Source organism: Lonepinella sp. MS14436, assembly GCF_042470565.1.
GTDB lineage: Bacteria > Pseudomonadota > Gammaproteobacteria > Enterobacterales > Pasteurellaceae > Lonepinella.
Genome location: NZ_CP170385.1, coordinates 1244729 through 1263483, shown reverse-complemented (window position 1 = coordinate 1263483; position 18755 = coordinate 1244729). Strand labels below are relative to the sequence as shown.

23 protein-coding genes and 1 tRNA gene are annotated in these 18755 nt (G+C 36.3%); 4 read left to right on the top strand and 20 right to left on the bottom strand.

Annotated features, from left to right (window positions below; genetic code table 11):
- The first annotated feature begins 8 nt into the window (after positions 1-8).
- A complete protein-coding gene (smrB, locus tag O1Q81_RS06055; protein ID WP_386696535.1) occupies positions 9-524 on the top strand; it encodes an endonuclease SmrB in 516 nt (171 codons plus the stop codon).
- Positions 525-568: 44 nt separating this feature from the next.
- Here the strand turns inward: smrB and fabA are convergent, their stop codons facing one another.
- Together fabA and O1Q81_RS06045 are read right to left on the bottom strand one after the other, a co-directional pair.
- On the bottom strand, positions 569-1114 hold the full coding sequence (gene fabA, locus O1Q81_RS06050; protein WP_386685952.1) for a bifunctional 3-hydroxydecanoyl-ACP dehydratase/trans-2-decenoyl-ACP isomerase: 546 nt from the start codon (positions 1112-1114) through the stop codon (positions 569-571).
- Positions 1115-1238: 124 nt separating this feature from the next.
- On the bottom strand, positions 1239-3005 hold the full coding sequence (locus tag O1Q81_RS06045) for an AAA family ATPase (RefSeq protein ID WP_386696534.1): 1767 nt from the start codon (positions 3003-3005) through the stop codon (positions 1239-1241).
- A 145-nt stretch (positions 3006-3150) separates the two neighbouring features.
- Between O1Q81_RS06045 and matP the strand changes: the two genes are divergently transcribed.
- Complete coding sequence (matP, locus tag O1Q81_RS06040; protein WP_386685948.1) at positions 3151-3597, top strand: macrodomain Ter protein MatP; 447 nt, start codon at positions 3151-3153, stop codon at positions 3595-3597.
- 39 nt (positions 3598-3636) lie between these two features.
- On the opposite strand, the gene O1Q81_RS06035 is transcribed toward matP, so the two are convergent.
- The 11 genes from O1Q81_RS06035 to O1Q81_RS05985 all read right to left on the bottom strand — a co-directional run bounded on the left by O1Q81_RS06035 (position 3637) and on the right by O1Q81_RS05985 (position 11397).
- Positions 3637-3855, bottom strand: a complete 219-nt coding sequence (locus tag O1Q81_RS06035; RefSeq protein ID WP_386692899.1) for a YgjV family protein — start codon at positions 3853-3855, stop codon at positions 3637-3639.
- 135 nt (positions 3856-3990) lie between these two features.
- The gene (locus O1Q81_RS06030) at positions 3991-5265 is read right to left on the bottom strand and encodes a type II toxin-antitoxin system HipA family toxin (protein WP_386696532.1); all 1275 of its coding nucleotides are present in this window, start codon (positions 5263-5265) and stop codon (positions 3991-3993) included.
- Positions 5262-5555 carry a helix-turn-helix domain-containing protein gene (locus tag O1Q81_RS06025; RefSeq protein ID WP_386685942.1) on the bottom strand — a complete coding sequence of 98 codons (294 nt, stop codon included), beginning with the start codon at positions 5553-5555 and terminating at the stop codon, positions 5262-5264. Before O1Q81_RS06025 ends, O1Q81_RS06030 begins: the two co-directional genes overlap by 4 nt.
- Before the next feature lie 70 nt (positions 5556-5625).
- Positions 5626-6255, bottom strand: coding sequence for a homoserine/threonine efflux transporter (locus O1Q81_RS06020; RefSeq protein ID WP_386685940.1), 630 nt, complete (start codon positions 6253-6255; stop codon positions 5626-5628).
- Positions 6256-6257: 2 nt separating this feature from the next.
- Positions 6258-6767 carry a phosphatidylglycerophosphatase A gene (locus O1Q81_RS06015; RefSeq protein ID WP_386696530.1) on the bottom strand — a complete coding sequence of 170 codons (510 nt, stop codon included), beginning with the start codon at positions 6765-6767 and terminating at the stop codon, positions 6258-6260.
- Between the two features lies 1 nt (position 6768).
- Complete coding sequence (gene thiL / locus O1Q81_RS06010) at positions 6769-7764, bottom strand: thiamine-phosphate kinase (RefSeq protein WP_386696528.1); 996 nt, start codon at positions 7762-7764, stop codon at positions 6769-6771.
- 69 nt (positions 7765-7833) lie between these two features.
- Positions 7834-8262, bottom strand: coding sequence for a transcription antitermination factor NusB (gene nusB / locus O1Q81_RS06005; protein ID WP_386696526.1), 429 nt, complete (start codon positions 8260-8262; stop codon positions 7834-7836).
- A gap of 13 nt (positions 8263-8275) precedes the next feature.
- On the bottom strand, positions 8276-8743 hold the full coding sequence (ribE, locus tag O1Q81_RS06000) for a 6,7-dimethyl-8-ribityllumazine synthase (RefSeq protein WP_386685932.1): 468 nt from the start codon (positions 8741-8743) through the stop codon (positions 8276-8278).
- Positions 8744-8861: 118 nt separating this feature from the next.
- Positions 8862-9359, bottom strand: coding sequence for a hypothetical protein (locus O1Q81_RS05995; protein ID WP_386696525.1), 498 nt, complete (start codon positions 9357-9359; stop codon positions 8862-8864).
- Positions 9360-9553: 194 nt separating this feature from the next.
- Positions 9554-10381, bottom strand: a complete 828-nt coding sequence (gene dapD / locus O1Q81_RS05990) for a 2,3,4,5-tetrahydropyridine-2,6-dicarboxylate N-succinyltransferase (protein WP_386696523.1) — start codon at positions 10379-10381, stop codon at positions 9554-9556.
- 80 nt (positions 10382-10461) lie between these two features.
- Positions 10462-11397: a Kdo(2)-lipid IV(A) acyltransferase gene (locus tag O1Q81_RS05985; protein WP_386692889.1), complete on the bottom strand. Its 936-nt coding sequence runs from the start codon at positions 11395-11397 to the stop codon at positions 10462-10464.
- Positions 11398-11524: 127 nt separating this feature from the next.
- Between O1Q81_RS05985 and hldE the strand changes: the two genes are divergently transcribed.
- Both hldE and O1Q81_RS05975 read left to right on the top strand, forming a co-directional pair.
- Entirely contained in the window at positions 11525-12955 is a 1431-nt protein-coding gene (hldE, locus tag O1Q81_RS05980; RefSeq protein WP_386696522.1) for a bifunctional D-glycero-beta-D-manno-heptose-7-phosphate kinase/D-glycero-beta-D-manno-heptose 1-phosphate adenylyltransferase HldE, read from the top strand.
- A 117-nt stretch (positions 12956-13072) separates the two neighbouring features.
- A tRNA-Val gene (locus O1Q81_RS05975) sits at positions 13073-13149 on the top strand.
- 54 nt (positions 13150-13203) lie between these two features.
- On the opposite strand, the gene grxD is transcribed toward O1Q81_RS05975, so the two are convergent.
- The 7 genes from grxD to O1Q81_RS05940 all read right to left on the bottom strand — a co-directional run bounded on the left by grxD (position 13204) and on the right by O1Q81_RS05940 (position 18753).
- Positions 13204-13530, bottom strand: a complete 327-nt coding sequence (gene grxD / locus O1Q81_RS05970; RefSeq protein ID WP_386685922.1) for a Grx4 family monothiol glutaredoxin — start codon at positions 13528-13530, stop codon at positions 13204-13206.
- 129 nt (positions 13531-13659) lie between these two features.
- Positions 13660-14439: a TPM domain-containing protein gene (locus tag O1Q81_RS05965; protein WP_386696520.1), complete on the bottom strand. Its 780-nt coding sequence runs from the start codon at positions 14437-14439 to the stop codon at positions 13660-13662.
- The gene (locus O1Q81_RS05960; protein ID WP_386696518.1) at positions 14432-14872 is read right to left on the bottom strand and encodes a TPM domain-containing protein; all 441 of its coding nucleotides are present in this window, start codon (positions 14870-14872) and stop codon (positions 14432-14434) included. The genes O1Q81_RS05965 and O1Q81_RS05960 overlap by 8 nt, the downstream gene beginning before the upstream one ends.
- 76 nt (positions 14873-14948) lie before the next feature.
- On the bottom strand, positions 14949-15530 hold the full coding sequence (locus tag O1Q81_RS05955; protein ID WP_386696516.1) for a LemA family protein: 582 nt from the start codon (positions 15528-15530) through the stop codon (positions 14949-14951).
- An 86-nt stretch (positions 15531-15616) separates the two neighbouring features.
- Positions 15617-16675: a porin OmpA gene (gene ompA, locus O1Q81_RS05950; protein WP_386696514.1), complete on the bottom strand. Its 1059-nt coding sequence runs from the start codon at positions 16673-16675 to the stop codon at positions 15617-15619.
- A gap of 369 nt (positions 16676-17044) precedes the next feature.
- Complete coding sequence (locus O1Q81_RS05945) at positions 17045-17956, bottom strand: siderophore ABC transporter substrate-binding protein (protein ID WP_386696512.1); 912 nt, start codon at positions 17954-17956, stop codon at positions 17045-17047.
- 35 nt (positions 17957-17991) lie between these two features.
- Positions 17992-18753, bottom strand: a complete 762-nt coding sequence (locus O1Q81_RS05940; RefSeq protein ID WP_386696510.1) for an ABC transporter ATP-binding protein — start codon at positions 18751-18753, stop codon at positions 17992-17994.
- Positions 18754-18755: the final 2 nt, after the last annotated feature.

Here is an 18755-nt window from a genome sequence, read left to right as displayed (position 1 = left end):
AACTAAGTATGTCAGAAACTGACGAGAAATCACTCTTTTTGCAAGAAACAAAAGGTATCAAGCCACTCAAACAAGATACTTATGTTCCGTCACAAAAACTGAATAAATTTAAACTCAAACAAAAAGCGAAATTGAAAGATAATCGAGAAAAGCAAGATACCTTATTTTACTTTTCCGATCAGTATGAGCCGTTATTAAACGAAGAAAGTGCGGTGAAATATTTACGAGAAAATGAAGATAGCTATTTGTTAAAACAACTTCGCCGTGGCGATTTTTCCCCAGAAATTTTTTTAGATCTGCACGGTTTAACCCGTGAACAAGCTAAATTAGAATTAGCGAGTCTAATTCAAGCCTGCGAAAACGATAATATTTTTTGTGCTAGTATTATGACTGGCTACGGCACATTTACCCTGAAAAAGCAAATCCCCCGTTGGCTTGTGCAACATCCCAAAGTACGAGCATTACATCAAGCCCCTAGAGAATGGGGCGGTGATGCAGCTATTTTGGTGTTGGTGGATGTGTAAAAAGCTCAAGGCAACCCTTGAGCTTATCAAAACCAATATCACAATTAGAAAGTTGATGTATCCTGAAACAATCCGACTTTCAAATCTGTTGCCGTATAAATCACACGACCGTCAACCAACACTTCACCATCAGCCACACCCATAATTAATTTACGATTAATCACACGTTTGAAATGGATTTTGTAAGTCACTTTTTTATTGGTGGGTAACACTTGACCAGTGAATTTCACTTCACCAACACCTAAAGCACGACCTTTGCCCTCGCCACCGATCCAACCAAGATAAAAACCAACTAATTGCCACATCGCATCTAAGCCTAAACAGCCTGGCATCACTGGATCGCCGATAAAATGGCAACCAAAGAAAAATAAATCTGGCTTAATGTCCAATTCGGCTTCCACATAACCTTTGCCAAATAAGCCGCCAGTTTCGTTCATTTCAATCACACGATCCATCATCAACATAATTGGGGCTGGAAGTTGTGGACCTTTTTTGCCAAATAATTCACCACGCCCAGAGGCTAATAAATCTTCATAATTATAAGAATTTTTTCTTTCTGGAATTGTTTCTGGTGTACAGGTGTTAGTCATTTTTTTCTCTTTAAAAGTAAATCATAGGATATTTTTCAGTAAACTTACTGAATTAACACTATATTAACAGAGTTTAATTTAAAAAGATATAGCTAACACTTGTTCGCTAAACAGTTCCGAGCAGTTATTTTTTAGCAAACCATTTTAACCAAAATGGCATCGCATGGTGCAGTTCTGCATACTGTTCAATACGTTTAGAAATTAACTGTGCAATAGTCATTTTTTCTTCTTTTTCTGCTTGTTCATCTACCACTAAAGGACGATCAAATAAAATCTCACAAGCCTCAAACACATCATTCACAGTCCAAATGAAAAATTGATTATTTTTCACCGCACTTACCACATCATCTGTCAAAGAAAGCTGATATAAACAGGATTCTGGAATAATCACGCCCTGCTTTCCAGTTAATCCCCTGCCCTGACAAATAGTAAAAAAGCCTTCAATTTTATCATTCACACCACCGACCGAATGCACCAAACCAAATTGATCGATTGCACCCGTCACCGCAATAGATTGCGGAATAGGTAAATCCGACAAGGCACTGACTAACACTAAGAATGCAGATAAAGAAGCACTGTCCCCCTCAATTTCACCGTAAGATTGTTCAAACACCAATGATGCGGAAAATGGTAATTGAGATGGCATATCTAAAATATTGGCTAAACAATTTTCCGCAATCATCATACCTTTACCATGAACATTGCCAGCCAGCTCATTTTTTCTTTCAATATCAGTTACTTCACCATCACCAAATTGCACAATGCAACTAATCCGAGATGGTTCACCAAAAGACATTGGTGTCCCCGTAAATTCCACCACTGACAAACCATTAATTTGCCCGACTACTTCATTTTCAGTATCAATATATACTTGATGATAAAAAATATCCGCATAAGTTTGTTCACGAAGAAAACCTTGTTGAGCAGACTTTTGTTGAAAATATTGCTCAAAATCCACCGCACTTAGCACGTCTTTATTACTGCTTAACTGACTTACTCCGCTTAAAATTTGGTTCAAAATCAACGGTGAACTATTGATCAACACTCGGCTTTCACTTTCCCTTACTAGCCATTGATATAATTTATCCAAACCGTCAGGGGTTAAACGAGGAAATTGTTGTTGTTCGGCAAAAGACAACACATATTGTTGCCATGCCTGTTGCTGTGGCTCTTTTTCCACGCTGACATAGCTTTCAATTTCGCTATAATCTGCAAGATGATAAAGATCTGGCTCGAGGTTATTCAAAGTAGCTAATTCTTCCCGATTTCCCAGTAAAATAACTTTTAAATGCAATGGATAACTTGGAATCTCGCACGGCAAGGCTTTAAACGGATGTGCCGAATACCAATCAAATTGTTTCGTCATCAGAATATGTTTTAATCGTTCCCAACAATCAAAATGATTTAACAACTGGCTAACGCTTAAAATTAACACACCATTATTAAGTTGATGCACCAAACCAGCGTTAAGCTGAATATCATGCGAGCTAGGATGAATCCGAATCGATCCGAACAAACTTGAATGATCAAAATAAAGAGCGGTGGCGATTGTTTTTTTACTAGCAAAATTATCTTGTGCTGATTGTGCTGGCTGAACATTCACTTGAGCAAAAGAAAAACTATCCCCTTGTTCCACTTCATACTGAACACCCGATACTTGTAACGGTGCTTGTTGTGATTTTACCCACTTTTCCACCGCACTAGCGTATTCGCTTTGATCGTCCGCTTTTAACACTAACAAACTGCGGTGCGAATTTTTCAAAAATTGCTCTATAGCCGAGCAAGCTCGCCATTGTAAATCTAAAAAATCGATCTTTTTAGTTTCAGCAGGAAATACCGTCAAATGCGGTTGCAATGTTGTCCAATCTAGTTTTTGTTCGGATAAAGCCACGTTTTTTTCTCTTCATAAAATTGAATGTTGAGCATTATCTCACATTTCATTAAAATTCAAAAAATCTACTAGAAAAAAAAACTTAATCAGGGTATATTATTTTCAGTTACCACGTCACCAATGATAAAAAAGTAATGATAAAACAATGAAATATCAAAAACTTGAAAATCAAGAAACACACTGGAAATGGCTTTATCTCACTAAAAAACACCGTGAAGGGGAAAATATTACCCGTTATCAGGAAAAAAGTTTAGCGGAAGATAAGGTCAAAGCCCTTATTGCTTGCAAAAACCAACCTGAGCAAATCACCGCTTGGATAGCTGATCATTTATCCGAGGCATTGGTAATTAAACTCGATCAAGCCATTCGAGCCAGACGTAAACGCTTTTTCAACGCTGAAAAACAACATACTAAAAAGAAATCCATTGATTTGGAATATGCGGTATGGCAACGTTTATCAAAATATTCTCGCAAACTAGGTATGACCTTATCACAAACTATTACCTATATGATTGATGAGCGTGAAAGCAAAGCCCAGTATGAAAACAAAATGTCCGTTATGAAAGCCAGTTTGAAAGATTTACTCAAATAAAGGCGAATATCAAATTCGCCTTTATTTGATATTGAATGATTATTTTGTTTTGATGTTTTGATAAATATAATAGCCATTCACACAAGCTACAAAAATATTCAATCCTGTCACTGGGAATGAACTAATCAGCAAACCATAAATAATAAAACATATTGCCCCGATTAAATTGACCAAACGCAACTTAATAATATCTTTTAATAAAAAAGATCCCGACACCAAAATCATCGCTACATAACCTAATATTTCAATGTAATTCATCACGTATTTCCCCCTCTTATTATTATAGAGTGCTAGTCTAGCAAGGAATAAGAAATAACACAAAAGCGCAAAGGTTTGCGTGGGGAAAAATTTTAAACTCCCCGATGGTTAGATAAATATAGCCAGATTTAATTATTAAAACGGAGAATTTTTATACGCTTGATAGATCATATTTTGCATTAATTTTTTTCTTGTTTTCCCCACCTCATAAAGCGAAGCATAACGATCAAATAAATTTACACAGTATTGCACTTCGTCAATAATTTGTAATGCTTCTGTCCAATCTAAATTAGCCATATTAGCAAGAGATTGAATGGCTTTTAACGATGGATTTTTGCCAAAACCATTAAATGAAGTCATGTGTTCTCCATAAGGGCTTGGGCTAAAAGTCACATCATAAAAAGGCGATAATGTCCATTTTCCCTGATCGTCTAGCAAGAAAGACCAATTTTTGGAATGGTCGTCTTGATTGCACATAAATAAATTAAACATGGCTCGGCGAAATTGCATTTTCCCAGCATTGAGATCCTGACAAAGCCAGTTACTCACTTTGATTAAATCGGCATAATCTAAACTCGGTTCACGGAAATTAGCCTCAAGTAAACCACAAGCAGTAAGTGTATGTAGCCGTCCTAATTGATTACTATCGTTTTCTATACAATCAAAGCGTTTAATCGCCAACCAATGGCGTTCACCTGATTTTACTTTTAAACTCAATAAATTATGTTCAGGCACATCGATCCCTGCTTGTTCCGCTAAATCCAAATAAACCATTTCACACAAGCCTTCTTCATGTTTTAAAGCAAGATTGTTAGAGGTAAATTTCACTATCCATGCACTATCGCCTTGTTGGTATTGACTGCGACATTGTGACATTGAATTGGTTGGAAAATATACTTGAGCTTTTGGTCTTGCTCCACCAGAACTGCCCATTTGGGTAAGTGCGGTCAAAATATCTTCCGTTTGCCCATCAAAAATAGCTTGAGCTTCCATTCCTAATTGCGTTAACTCAATTAATTTCTGGTCTTGATCTGCAAAAGGAGAAATCGGTTGATAAGATAACGCTCCGATTGCCGTCTCACCAACATAGGCTAGACGATCTAAAGGTGAAAGGCTATGTAGCGAAATTTGATGTTGAATGAATACTCGATCCATTAACAACCGCCCCCAACCATCTGGCAAACTATCAGAAAAAACAGAATGTAAGCCTTCAAATAACCTTGGGGCAAGTTGTAATTCATCATTAAATTTCAATTTTAGCGGTGATAAATTACCATTTGGCAAAGTATTCAGATAATCTTCGTCATATTGAAAGAAAATTCCTTGAGCATTCTTGGCTAACTGCCCTACTTTGATTTTTTCACTGGTCGATAATGTTCGCCAGACATCTAAAAGATCATTTGTTTTCATCTTTTCCCCTTATTCATGGCTAACACTTGTTCAATCGTTTTCGGCATAGGTTCTGTTGAACGTTTAGTTAGTTCATGTAATGCGGTTAAATCATCTAAAATTTGCCAAAGTTGCAATAATTGACGAAAAGAAATTTGCCCAGTGGTTTCAAATTTCTTAATGGTTGAGGCTGGCACAAGACTGACGTTAGCCAGTTGCTCTCTTGAAAAACCTTTGCTTTTGCGTTTTTTACGCAAATAATCAGCAAAGGCTTGTTGAGTTTCGTTGGCTGAATAAAAAGGTAATAGCATAATCTTAAAATAGATACAATAATAGCTAAATTATAACATATTTTCCTATTTTGGCTACTATTATGTCTATTTAAGATAAAATTTCTTGCACTCCACTATATGCTAAATAGCTCCCAAAGGCTAAGAAAATTACACCTGCTACATTATCAATATAACGGCTATATTGACTGTAAAAACGTTTTGCGAAAGGGCGAGAAAATAATAAGGATACAATATAAAAATACAAAAATGTTTCTACTACAATGATGATAAAGGCGGTGAACATTTGCCATATTTCGTGCATATTCACCAATACTAACGACATTACACTGCTGAAATAGATCACGACTTTAGCATTGGATAAATTAACCCATAAGCCTTTCATGATTTCTGCTTTAATAGTGGTTTCTTGATTAAAATCCTGTTCTGTTAATTCAGTAAAGACTGTATTTTCACGCACTTTCACCATTTTTAAACCGAGATAACATAAATAACTCCCCCCTAATAACATAATGACACCATGCAAAACTGGTAGGGTTTTAAATAAAATTGCTAAACCTAATATGGCAGCAGCTGCCCATATTGCCACGCCAATAGTAATACCTAAAATACCACAAACCGTATTTCGTCTTGAATTACTCGCCGCCATTCGACTAACATAGAAAAAATCAGGACCAGGGCTTAATAAACCAAAAAAATGAACAACGATTAAATTAAGCATAATTACAACACCACTATAGAGAAAATAAAATGATAAACCACAATGGCATATAATGCAGCTAATACATCATCCACCATAATACCAAAACCATTTTCTAATTTTTTATCAAAATATCTAATCGGAAAGGGTTTCCAAATATCAAATAAACGAAATAACCCAAATGCCAACGCATTACCCAAAATCAAATGTTCCGCTAGCAAGCCAGCCATGCCGATTTGCACAAGCCAAATGCCGACAAATTCATCCCATACGATTGAACCATGATCGTGTACCCCCATATCATCAGCGGTTTTTTGACATAAATAACACCCTAAGACAAAACAAACTGCGGTGAAAATTATAAACATTTTTAGAGATATTATGCTCATCAGTAATATGCCAATGATTAAACCTGCCAAACTTCCCCAAGTACCAGGAGCTGGATAAATTAGACCTGAACCCAGACCAGTCGCAAGCAAATGTACTGGATTTGTTAAAGAAATGCGTTTTAATGGGGAAGCTATGTCTGTCATATTATTTAAAATGTTCAAAACTGGAGATATGTAAATCTACCATTTTTCCTTGCCGTTGGTAAATAATATTTTCTGTAGGATTTTTTTCTACAATACGACCAATACAAGTATAAGGTACATTTAATGGTGCTAAATATCGATCTAAGAAGGCTTTTTGATGATCGGGAACCGTAAAACATAATTCATAATCTTCGCCACCTTGCAGGGCTAATAGCTCTGCTTGCTCACGTCCATATAAATTAATTAAAGATCGCGAGCAAGGTAAATGATCTACGTTTAGCACTGCACTTACACCGCTGTGTTGTAAAATATGTCCAAGATCGCCCACTAATCCGTCAGATAGATCTAAGGCACAACAAGATAATTGATATCGGCTCAAGGTTAAACCAAGGGATATTCTCGGTATGGGGTGAAGATTGCGTTGAATTAGAAATTCTTCGTCTAAATTCACCGCACTTTTTTTGCTTTGATACAAATCAGAAATTAAATGAAAGCCTGCCAAACCATCTCCAAGCGTCCCTGAAACATAGATCCAATCCCCCACTTTAGCCTGATCACGGCGAAGTACAGTATTTTTATCGCAAAATCCTTGAGCTGTAATGGTGATAGACGGCACTGCTCCACTTGTAGTGTCACCTCCAATTAACGCTACATTATACTCATTAAGAATTTTAAACATTCCTTGGCTAAAGGCTTGCAACCAACTTTCATTAACCTTAGGTAAAGTTAATGCCAGAGAAACCCATGCAGGTTCAGCCCCCATTGAAGCAAGATCGCTTAAATTTGTAGCAATAGCCTTATAACCTAAATCTCGGGGATTTATATTCGGATAGAAATGTGAATTTTCTACCATGGTGTCAGTAGTAATAGCAAGAAATTTGTTGTGCGGAACAGATGTCAATGCACAGTCATCACCAATGGCTAACGCTACATCAGGACGATGAACAGATTGTTGGGTAAAAAAGGTGTTGATAAGATCAAATTCGGTTATTGGCATAATTTGCCCTTTCAGGACTTCGCTCTGCTCCCCCTCAAGTAGGAGGAGCAAAAAGGTTTGGTATTTAAGTTATTTACGCCCTAAAGAGGGGGCAATTTTGTCTAATACACCATTGACATATTTATGACTATCATCTGCCCCAAAGGTTTTTGCCACTTCAATCGCTTCGTTAATCACGACTTTATAAGGGACATCAAGCTCATATTTCAATTCATAAGTAGCTAAACGCAGAATAGATTTTTCAATCGGGGTTAATTCTTCCGAAGTGCGGTCTAAAAAGGGGGCTAATGTGCTATCTATTGCGTCTAAATTATTCACTGTTTGACGGAATAATTGACGAAAATATGCCACATCAACACCCTTTAAATCTTGCTCAGTTACAAATGCCAACTCTACTTCGGCTACATCATTTTGTGAAATATACCAAGAATACAAGGCTTGTACAGCACATTCTCTAGCACGACGACGAGCCGATGGCTTTTTAACTTGTTCAGTCATTACTATGCCTTAGTTAGTTAATTTGATTTAATAAATTAATCATCTCAAGTGCCACTAACGCTGCTTCCGCACCTTTATTACCTGCTTTGGTGCCAGCCCGTTCAATGGCTTGTTCAATATTTTCAGTGGTTAATACCCCAAATGCGACTGGAATATCGGCATCTAAAGAAACATGACCAATCCCACTACTTGCTTCGCCCGCCACATATTCAAAATGAGCTGTACCACCACGAATAACAGTACCAAGAGCGACAATACCATCATATTTTTTGCTATCTGCTAAACGGCGAACCGCTAAAGGCAATTCATAAGCACCTGGCACTTTAACCAAGGTAATATTTTCATCTTTCACCTGACCAACACGTTTTAACGCATCAATCGCACCATCTACTAAGCTATCATTAATAAAATGATTAAAACGAGCTACTACCACCGCAATTTTGGCATTTGGTGCAACTAATAAGCCTTCTAATACTTGCATTTTGTTTCCTTTATAAATAAATACTAATTGACGGCTGATTCTAGCACATAATTAGCTAATTGATAACAAAAAAGGAAACCTATTCGGTTTCCTTATGGTTAAATTCTTAATGAATGAATTATTTAGTTACAGCATCTTTTACTTCTGCTGCTTTTTCTTTAGCTGCATCTTTCATTTCTGTCATTTTATCAGAAGCTGAATCTTTCATCTCTGCCATTTTGTCAGATGCTGAATCTTTCATCTCTGCCATTTTGTCAGATGCTGAATCTTTCATCTCTGCCATTTTGTCAGATGCTGAATCTTTCATCTCTGCCATTTTGTCAGATGCTGAATCTTTCATTTCTGTCATTTTGTCAGATGCTGAATCTTTCATCTCTGTCATTTTGTCAGACGCTGCATCTTTCATTTCGACCATTTTATCTTTAGCTTCAGCTGCTTTTTCTACCACAGCATCTTTAACATCTTTTGCTGCTTCAACAGTCGCATCTTTTGCTTCAACAACGCTAGCTTTTGCGTCCTCTACTTTTGCAGATACTTGATCTTTTGACGCTTGATCACAAGCTGCTAATGCAAATACTGAACTTAATACTAATGTTGCTAATAATGATTTTTTCATTGTTGTTTCCCTGAAATAAAATGAATATTTAAGTAATATCAATATCGGTCTTGCCGATAGTTGCGTATTTTGAACAATTTTATCGTAAAATGCAAAATTTTTTACAATTAATTTAATATGTTCAAACCACATACTGTTATTTTGACTAAAAAAATAGAGAAAAGTTCCTTTTGCTCTATTTTTTATAAATCAACTTATTCTTCAATAGCACGCAGTAATTCGTTGATCCCAACTTTGCCTAAGGTTTTAGCATCTACTTTTTTCACGATTACTGCACAATAAAGACTATATTTCCCACATTTTGATGGCAGACTACCTGAAACTACCACCGAACCTGCTGGTACACGACCGTAGTGAATTTCACCTGTTTCACGATCATAAATACGAGTTGATTGCCCAATGAATACGCCCATTGAAATCACACAACCATCTTCTACAATAACCCCTTCTACCACTTCAGAACGAGCACCAATAAAACAGTTATCGCCAATAATAGTTGGGTTAGCTTGTAATGGTTCTAACACACCACCGATACCAACACCACCAGAAAGATGAACATTTTTACCAATTTGAGCACATGATCCTACAGTTGCCCAAGTATCAACCATGGTACCTTCGCCCACATACGCACCGATGTTTACATAAGACGGCATCAACACGCAGTTTTTCGAAATATACGCCCCTTTACGCACAGTGGCAGATGGCACTACACGGAAACCTTCTTGAGCAAAACGTTCTTGCGTATAATCGGCAAATTTTAATGCCACTTTGTCATAATATTTAGTTTCTGCACCATCAATAATTTGATTATCATTAATACGAAATGAAAGCAATACGGCTTTTTTTAACCATTGATGAGTTACCCATTCACCGTTAATTTTCTCCGCTACACGATAAGTGCCGTTATCTAAACCGTTAATAACTGCTTCAATCGCCTCACGAGTTGCTGTATCAACAGTTTTAGGTGTAATATCCGCACGTTTTTCAAAAGCGGCTTCAATAATTGTTTGTAAATTTGACATAATTTCCTTTCTTGTTTTGTCTATAAAATAATTGAATAGTTTTACCACAATTTTAGGTAAAATTCACCTTTAATAAATGATTAACGATATTTTTTTCCATCATCGCCATCTTGTTCAGTTTTAAAACGGCGATGTAGCCACATATATTGTTTAATATCCATTAAAATTTCTTGCTCCACGATTTTATTCATACGAATAGCAATTTCGCGTTCATCGGATAAATCGGTAAAATCTACTGGTGGTGAAATGGTCAGGGTATAACCACTATTATCTTTATTACGCAATGGAGCAAAAGGGATGACTTTACTGTTAGGTGAAGATTTTAATAAATAATAAGACCCTGTTGTTGTTGCGGCATCTTGCACCGCAAAAAAGGGAATAAACACCGCACTTTTACGTCCATAATCATGATCTGGAGCATACCAAATCATCTCTCCTTGACGCAACGCCTTAATCATACCACGCAAATTTTTACGATCCAATAAATCCTTATTTGAACGCATTCGCCCCCAAGTCTGTAACCAATTCATGATAGGATTATCATTAGGGCGATAAACACCAATACCAGGGTGATGTAAACCAATAATTCTGGCTCCTAATTCAAGAGTAAGAAAATGTACACCAACCAAAATAATACCATCTTTGGCACATTCTTTAAGATATTCAACACCTTCCGCTTTAGACCATTTTTTAATACGGCGGTCTGACCAAAACCATGCCATACCTGTTTCAATAACTGCCATACCCACATTTTGCATATTTGCTTGCAGAATTTCTGATCGTTCCTGAACCGACATGTCTGGAAAAGCTAATTCTAAATTGCGTTGAGCAATTTTTGCTCGCCGTTTACCTACTTTCAGCTTACTAAATAATAAACCTAATCCTTTCCCAATTTTCAATAAAATTGGATAAGGTAAACACAGAATTAACCAATATAACCCTAATCCCAACCAAAAGCCCCAATACTTAGGATGCAAAAATGCTTTTTGGAATTGTGGAAGATGATTTTGAGACATAATTTGACCCCGAAGAAATAAACTCTATATAGTTTAACTGAATTTAACAGAAATTTTAAGCCAAACTCTTTTTTGCTGTGGTAAAATCAGCAAAATATTTTTATTTTCTAAGATTAGGACATATTTTATGAATCAATTCTCTGCACAATTTCCAAATGCTAAAGTATTAGTTCTTGGTGATGTGATGCTAGACCGTTACTGGTTTGGTGCGACCAATCGTATTTCTCCTGAAGCACCTGTCCCTGTGGTACGTGTACAACAAAATGAAGAACGTGCTGGTGGTGCAGCCAATGTGGCAATGAATATTGCTTCACTGAATGTACCTACTCAATTACTCGGTTTAATCGGTAATGATGAAACGGGTTCAGCATTAACTCAATTATTAGAAAAACAAAAAATCTATTGTAATTTTGTTAAACTAGATACACACCCAACTATTACTAAACTACGTATTCTTTCTCGCCATCAACAATTATTACGCCTTGATTTTGAAGAAGATTTTCATCAAGCACCAACAGATGAATTACTTGATAAACTGAAAAGTGCGGTGAAAAATGTGGGAGCTTTAATTCTTTCGGACTATGGTAAAGGCACATTAGCTCAAGTGCAAAAAATGATTCAAATCGCACGTCAAGCTAATGTTCCTGTATTAATCGATCCAAAAGGAACAGATTTTGAACGCTATCGTGGTGCAACTTTATTAACGCCAAATATGTCTGAGTTTGAAGCTGTGGTCGGAAAATGTGAGAACGAAGAAGATATTATTGAAAAAGGACTAAAACTTATTTCTGATATTAATTTAACCGCACTTTTAGTCACCCGTTCCGAAAAAGGTATGACTTTATTACGTCCAAATCAACCAGTCTATCACTTGCCAACGGTTGCCAAAGAAGTGTTTGATGTTACTGGTGCTGGTGATACGGTGATCAGTGTTCTTGCCACAGCCCTTGCTGATGGACGTTCATTTGAAGAATCTTGCTATTTAGCTAACGTGGCAGCAGGTATAGTGGTTGGAAAATTAGGTACATCTACAGTTTCTACCGTAGAATTAGAAAACGCTATTCACGGACGGACTTCCACAGGTTTTGGCATTATGAGTGAAAGCGAATTAAAAATCGCAGTACAATTAGCCAAAAATCGGGGCGAAAAAATCGTGATGACCAATGGTTGCTTTGATATTTTACACCCTGGACACGTTTCTTACCTAGAAAACGCTCGCAAACTTGGTGATCGTTTGATTGTGGCAGTCAATACGGATAATTCCGTCAAACGCTTAAAAGGTGACACTCGACCGATTAACGATCTTGCTAGCCGTATGGCGGTGTTAGCTGGATTAGCTTCAGTTGACTGGCTCGTTGCTTTTGACGAAGATACCCCACAACGTTTAATTAGTGAAATCTTGCCTGATTTGCTGGTCAAGGGCGGTGATTATCAACCTGAAGACATCGCTGGATCAAAAGAAGTATGGGCAAACGGCGGTGATGTGCAAGTTCTTAATTTCGAAAACGGCTGCTCCACCAGTAATGTCATCAAAAAGATCCGTGAATTAAAGGATTAATCGCAGAGATATTAAGCAATCAAATAGTGCGGTGAAAAAAGAACTTGTTTTTGCAAAAATCTTTTTATATTATAACCGCACTTTTGAGAACAATCTTATCTCTCTCAATTTCCGAATGCGACTATAGCTCAGTTGGTTAGAGCACCACCTTGACATGGTGGGGGTCACTGGTTCGAGTCCAGCTAGTCGCACCACTAACAAAAAAACCTAGACATTCGTTCTAGGTTTTTTTACAACTTTATTAATGCTTAATCAGGGTGACGTACTGAAACTTCTTTTAATAAAGTTTGTAACTCACCAGATTGGTACATTTCTAATACAATATCACATCCACCAATTAACTCACCTTCAACCCATAGTTGGGGGAATGTTGGCCAATTAGCATATTTAGGCAATTCTGCACGGACATCTGCGTGTTGTAAAATATCCACATAGCCAAAAGGTACCTGACAATTAATTAATGCTTCTACTGCACGAGCTGAAAATCCACAAGAAGGTAATTTTGGTGAGCCTTTCATGTAAATTAAAATTGGGTTTTCAGCAATTTGTTTCTTGATTTTATCTAAAGTTTCCATAGGATTTCCTTATTATAGTTTTACTGCTTATTTAATTTGATAGCTAAAAGTGCGGTCATTCTATCACAAGTTTTCGACCTTGTGTAATAACCAAGTAAATCTATCAATTATTATAAAATATTGTGTGGTTTACCAACTGCCCCCAGCACCACCGCCGTCAAAACCGCCACCACCGAAGCCACCACCAGAACCTCCGCCAAAGCCACCACCGAAACCACCACCGCTACCACGGCGACGACTATTTAAAACAGATGCTGCAATAATCGCTGCATTTTGTAAATTATGATTAGCAGTTGGGCTAATATACGGTTTTCTACGCCAACTTATTTCGCCAAATAACACAAATAGGATAAATATTACTACCATGATAAAAGGTGCGATTTGATCCATTAGATCCTCTTCTTCTACTTGAGCAGCATACTCACCTTTACTCACAGCAATAATATGTTCTAAACCGTTATTGATACCCTGTGCATATTGACCCTGTTTAAAATAAGGCAAAATACCTTGTCGAATCAGTTGAGATAAAAAGGCATCTGGTAATACCCCTTGTAAACCTTGCCCTGTAGCAATAAATATTTTCCGATCATTTTTTGCTACCAAAAACAATACACCATTATTTAACTGCTTACGACCAATCCCCCATTTATCACCTAATTCTGCTGTATATTGAGCAATTTCCTGTTCACCTGTAGTAGGAATAATAACTAACGCAATTTGTGAGCTAGTTTCTTTACCATATTGATAAAGTTTATTTTCAAAATACTGTTTTTCCTGTTCTGACAAAGTATTAGTGTAATCATTTACATAACGAAATGGATTTGGCACTGATGGAAATTCGGTAGATTTTGCCAGTAAACTGACAAAAATAAGGCTTAAAAAGACTATTGTTTTTAATAATTTAGTCATCAATTATCACCTCATTTGGTAATTCGTTAATATCATCTGGCTGATAAGGAAAATGAATTGCCAGCTCTTTACCTATTTTTTCAATCGCAGATAAAAGCCCGAGAGTATATTGCTTTTGTCCAAAATAGTTAATCATAGAGAGACATTGCTTTTGCCAAAACTCATCACCAACAAATTGATGAATACCTATATCACCAATAATTGAACATTGCTGATCTTTGTATGCAATATAAATCAATACTGCATTGCGAGCAGCGGTTTTGTGCATTTCTAGTTGATTGAAGATGGCTAAAGCCTGATCTAAATTTACTATATTTTTAGGTAAATGACGTTCAATATACACTCGCAATTCTGCGGAGGTATTTTTTTCTAATTCAGCAATAGCACTTTCAATCTGTTTTTTATCAAAGGGGATTCGAGAAAATAAAGACATATTTTATATTCATTAGCACGAGTTGACGCACAATAAAATTATCAAAAAATGGTGCGTTTACACGCACCAACATTACTTAATTAAAATTTACTGTTGGAGCATTTTCTGCACCAGCGGTAGATTTAAAATACGGCTTATCTTTAAAACCAAAAATCATGGCAGCTAATTTGGTTGGGAATTGTCGTACTTTTTGATTATAAATTTTTGCTGCTGCATTAAAATCATTACGAGCTTTGTTAATTCGATTTTCAGTACCTTCTAACTGAGCTTGTAAATTCATAAAACCTTCGTGAGCTTTTAATTCTGGGTATTTTTCCACAGAAACAAGTAAACGAGATAATGCAGAAGTCACCGAATCTTGGCTTTGTTGGAACTGAGCTAAGTTTTCTTCGCTCATATTACTTGGATCAATTTTCACTTGAGTAGCTTTCGCTCGAGCTTCAATTACGCCAGTTAACGTTTCTTTTTCGAAATTTGCTTGACCTTTTACAGTATTGACCAAATTTGGGATCATATCTGCACGGCGTTGATATTGTGATTCTACATTTGCCCACACTGAATCAATTTCTTCTTCTGCTTTCACTAAACCGTTATAACTTGACATTAAAGTGAACCCTGCGATTACTGCTACGAGGATAATTAGCAACCATTTTTTCATAATCATTCCTTATTTATGTAAAAAGACCTAAACTAAGTTTAGGTCTTTTAGTCGTTATTTCTATTTAGTAACTAGATAAATCTAAATTACATAGTAACTTGTTTGTTACCTTGAACTTGAACGTCAACACGACGGTCAGGTGCTAAACAAGCGATTAATGCTTTACGACCTTTAACTGCATCACAAGTGTTGCCAGTTACAGGGTTTGCTTCACCGTAACCAGTTGCAGTTACAGAACCAGCATTAACACCTTTAGAAACTAAGTAGTTAGCTACTGTTTCAGCACGACGTTGTGAAAGTTTTAAGTTTGAAGCATCTTTACCAATACGGTCAGCATAACCATTTACTTGTACTGCTGGGTTTGCTACTTGAGCGATTTCGCCGTAGATACCGTCTAAAGTTGCAGCTGCTTCAGGTTTTAATGTAGATTTACCGAATGCGAAAGTTACATCACTGTTTAAAGTGAAAGTTTTGTTAACAACTTCAGGAGCTGCCATAGGAGCTGCACCTTGACCGAAACGGTAAGATAAACCAGCTGTTACACCGTGAATTTCTGGTGTGTAGTCTACACGTTCACCATCAACTTTTAATTTACCTACGTTGTTAATCCAGTTATATTCAACACGTAATGCCAATTCAGGGAGAATTGCATATTCAACACCAGCACCTAAAAGTAAAGAAGTTTTTAAGCTGTGAGCACGTACAGCATCATTAACATTATATTCTTTATAGTCTGAACGAATTAATGCTGCACCGACTTTACCGTAAACATCTAAGCCAGATAAAGCTGGTGTTAAGCCACCTAAATCATAGCTAGGTTTTAAGCTTAAATGAGCACCGTGGTTAGTATGTTTAAATGTTGTTTGACCATTCTCTTTAAATTTTACACGACCAAAGTCATCATAACCTAACTCAACGGCTAAACCAAGGTTATTTTGGTTAAGAATTTGGTAACCACCGAATACACCGTAAGCCACAGAATTTTTCTTAACACTTACACCCTCACCTAAATCAGAATAACCGTCATGGAATGACGCCCAACCTGCTTTAGCACCTGCATAGAAAGTGTTTTGTTGTGGAGCTGCTTGAGCAACTGATGCTGCTGCTAAACTAGCGATAGCTAATGCGATAGCTGTTTTTTTCATTGTGATGATCCTCTTGTTTTAGTCATCTAATTTCAAAAATATCAGCTGGATTCAGCTGAATTCCGAGTACAAAAGATGTACTGTTTATTATCTCCACCATAATATTATGGTTTCGAATATACCTATTTTAGGGTTAACGAATTTGCCCTACTATCCTTTTGACAAATTCATCTGCCTTAATTCTCATTAAGACAAATCTTCAAAAGTATTAGTATTATCCAATGAGAAAATATAAAAATCAAATATTTTTTCGTAGAACTGCTTATTTACTAAGCAATCCCGCCTAAAATTGATTATTTTTTATTCAAAAAATAGCAGCTTCAACCTTAAAACAGTTTCTATTATATAGATTCTTTCCTAAAATTTCAATTAATTAACCGCATTTTCTATTTCAGTCACCATCGCATCCATAGATTCCAGACCGCCAAATGCCAAATACCAATTCGCTGCATTTAAATATACAATATGGTTATTTTGAGCCGCTTGGGTTTTGTTAATAATTGCATTATTCAATACTTGTTGAGCATTATTAACTTTATCTGTTACCGCTGCAGTACGATCAATAATTAATAAATATTCTGGATTTTTTTCTGCCACATATTCAAAACCAATACTATTACCATGAATTGAGGCAGAAAGTGATTTATCAATAGGGGTAAAACCAAAGTTCTGATAAACCATGGCATAACGAGATTGTTCACCAAAAGCACTGATGCGACTTTCATTAACTAAAGCCAATAAAGCAGTTTTCCCCTTAGTTTTTTCTGCCAATGCAGACATACGCTTATCTAAAGCCTCTAATTTTTGTTTAGCTTGTTGTTCTTTATTAAAGATTTTACCAATAGCTAAAATATTAGATTGGAATGTTGGATAAAAATTAGCGAAATCATTTTCGAGCATAAATACTGGAGCAATGTCTTTTAAACGTTCTATGAGTTTTTTCTGACGTGGTGACGCAATAATTAAATCTGGATTTAACTCATTAATTTTTTCAAATGCAGGATCCGGGGATATTCCCATATCTGCGTATTTATCATCTTTGAATTCTTCTAAATAAGCAGGTACTTTGCCTCTTACCGTACCCACAATAGTCGATTTCTCGCCCAATTCACGAATTATATCAAGAGCAGCAAAATCCAATACCACTACTTTATGTGGATTTTGTGGCACAATTTGTTTACCTGCGGCATTTTCCACTTCAATGTCTTTAGCGTTAGCAAACCCTACTAGATTGATAGCAACAAATAAGCCTAAAGCGAATTTCTTAAATGTGTGTTTCATAAAGTTTTCCTTTTTGAATTGTTAATATATAAATCTTACCTAAAATAAACTGCAATTTTTTGCTGTTGAATATGCTCTATATTAATCGACATATCATAAATTTGCTCAAGCACTTCTGTTTGCATAATCTCATCTACAGAACCTTGTCGCACTAATTGCCCATTTTTCATAGCAATAATATAATCGGAATAACAAGACGCAAAATTAATATCATGGATCACGATCACGACTGTTTTTTGCAGATCATTCACCAATTTTCTCAACACTTGCATAATTTGCACTGAATGCTTCATATCCAAATTATTCAGTGGTTCATCTAGCAAAATATAATCGGTATCTTGTGCTAAAATCATGGCAATATAAGCTCGTTGCCGTTGTCCTCCACTGAGTTCATCAATATATTGATGGCGAATATCAGCCAAATTCATATAACCAATGGCATTATCAATAAAAGTGCGGTCATTTTTAGTTAAGTTTCCTTTGCTATAAGGAAAACGTCCAAACGCCACCAATTCTTCCACTGTTAACCGCAAATTAATATGATTCGACTGCTTTAATATAGAAAGCTGTTTAGCAATTTCATTACTTTTCTGTTGGCTCAGTGGCACATTATTTAACCACACTTCGCCTTGCTCGGGTGACAATAGACGGCTCATAATAGCTAATACGGTACTTTTACCTGCTCCATTCGGTCCAATAAAAGAGGTGATTTTACCCTGTGGAATACTCACTGAAACGTTGTCCACTACTTTTTTATCACCATAACTTTTACTGATATTTTTAATTTTAATTGTCATAA